This is a genomic window from Actinosynnema sp. (genome assembly GCF_052038725.1).
Genome location: NZ_JBQGCX010001514.1, coordinates 1 through 2,174, shown reverse-complemented (window position 1 = coordinate 2,174; position 2,174 = coordinate 1). Strand labels below are relative to the sequence as shown.

2 protein-coding genes are annotated in these 2,174 nt (G+C 78.8%); both read right to left on the bottom strand.

Going from position 1 to position 2,174, the window contains the following annotated elements:
* Positions 1-258, bottom strand: a 258-nt coding sequence (locus tag ACTUAL_RS31855) for an arylamine N-acetyltransferase (protein WP_440902823.1), incomplete at its 3' end; no start/stop codon positions are given.
* A gap of 1 nt (position 259) precedes the next feature.
* Positions 260-2,174, bottom strand: a 1,915-nt coding sequence (locus ACTUAL_RS31850; RefSeq protein ID WP_440902822.1) for a type I polyketide synthase, incomplete at its 5' end; no start/stop codon positions are given.

The following is a 2,174-nucleotide window of genomic DNA, read 5'->3' as shown; positions in this document are numbered from 1 at the left end:
GTCGGTGAGCAGCCGGTGGAACAGCAGGTTCAGCTCGAAGCAGATGCCGCCCCGCCCGGCCGTGACGAGCCCGTCGAAGGTCGCGTCCACGTCCAGGTCGGCGAGGTTGTCGGGAACGGGACCGTCCTGAGTGGCGGCGGCGGTGTTGTCGTAGTGCAGCGCCCGCAGGTGGGCGCGGTGCAGCGCGGTCAGCGCGGCCCGGTCGGGGCGGGTGACCTCGACGCCGAGCCGGGCCAGGTAGGTGTTGGTGTCGTACACGTCAGACCGTCCCGCTGGGGTGGGGCGCGCGCAGCGCGGCGCGCAGGTGGGCGGACAGCGCCCTCGGGGTCGGCTCCTCGTAGACCGCGGCGGCGGTGACGCGCACGCCGGTGCGCTCGGCCAGCAGGTTGCGCAGCTCGACGGCGGTGAGCGAGGTGAACCCGGTGTCCCAGAAGGGCTCGTCCGGGTCGACGGACTCCGGCCCCCGGTGGCCGAGGACGGTGGCGGTGGCGGCGCGCACGAGCGTCAGCAGCAGCTCCGGCAGCTCGTGGTCGGCGGCCCCGCGCAGCCGATCGACCGGGTCCGGGGCGACCTCGGCGCGGGCGCTCCTGCGCCGCACGGGCACGAGCTGGCGCAGCAGCGGCGGCACGTCCGCGTCCTGCGGCGTCGCGGCCAGGCTCAGCGGCGCCAGCAGCGGGCGGCCGTCGGCGAGGGCGGCGTCGAACAGGGCTGTGGCCTCGGCGTCGTCCAGCGGGTGCAGCCCGGCGCGGGAGGCGTCGACCCCGGCGGCCATGCCGGAGCGCCACGGCCCCCAGGCCAGGGAGAGCGAGTGCAGCCCCGCCGCCCGCCGTCGTGCGGCCAGGCCGTCCAGGAAGGCGTTCGCCGCCGCGTAGTTGGCCTGGCCGGGGGTGCCGAGCACGCCCGCCGCCGAGGAGAACAGCACGAACAGCGTCGTGGTGCCGTCGCGGGTCAGCTCGTCCAGGTGGGCGGCCACCAGCGCCTTGGGCGCCAGCACGGCGTCCAGCCGGGCGGGGGTGAGGGCGGACAGGACGCCGTCGTCCAGGACGCCCGCGGTGTGCACGACGCCGCCGGGTCGGAGCTCGGCGAACAGCGCGGCGAGCGCGGCCCGGTCCGAGAGGTCGGCGGCGACCAGGTGGGCGCGCGCGCCGAGTCCCGCGAGGTCGGCGGCCAGTTCGGGCGCGCCGGGCGCGGCGGGGCCGCGCCTGCTGGCGAGCACGAGGGTCCGCACTCCCCCGGCGGCCAGGTGGCGGGCCAGGGTGGAGCCGAGCGCGCCCGTGCCGCCGGTGATCAGGACGGTGTCGGGGAGGGCGCGCACGCCGTCGTGGCGGGGCGCGGTGCGGCGCAGGCGCGGCACGCGGAGCGACCCGTCGCGGACGACCACCTCGGGTTCCCGCGTGGTGGGCGGCGGTTCGGGGCCGTCGCCGTCTTGGACGACGAGCAGGATCCGGCCGGGTTCCTCGGCCTGCGCGGACCGCACCAGGCCGCGCACGGCGCACTGCCACGGGTCGTCGGGGCGGTCGGTGCGCACGACCAGGCGGGGCGCGTCGCTCGCGGCGAAGCGCTGGAGCACGTCGAGCGCCTCGGCGGGTGTGGCCCCGCGCAGGTCAGCGGACAGGGCGGTGGACATGGCGGTGGACGGGCCGGGGGGCGCGGGGGCGGCCAGGGGGACCTCGACGACCTCGAACAGCGACCCCCGCGTGACGGCGCGCGGGGACGCCGCCGCTCGGGTGACACCCCCCACCGACACGACCGGGTCGCCCGCGCCGTCGACCGCCAAGAGCGGCGAGGTCCCGCGCACCCGCAGCGCGGTCGCCCCGGTGGCGTGCAGGACGACGTCGGCGCAGCGGGCGGGGTGCGGCAGCAGCGCCTCCCAGAGCGCGGGGTGCAGGCCGAAGCCGTCGGGCGCGGCGCCGTCGGGCAGCACGAGCTCAGCGCCCGGCCCCGGTCCGGCTGCGGGCGGGGCGGACCGCGCACCGTTGGTCGCTGCCGCCGGGGTGCCGGCCCCGTGGGGCAAGGACGCGCCATTGGCTCCCGCCGCCGGGACATCAGCCCCAGCGGGCGGCCACGCGCCATTGGTCCCCACCGCGAGCGCCTCGGAGTCGTGCGGTAGCGGTTCCGGGTGGCCCGCCGGGGCGAGCACGCCCGTCGCGTGCCCGGTCCAGGCGGGCTCGTCG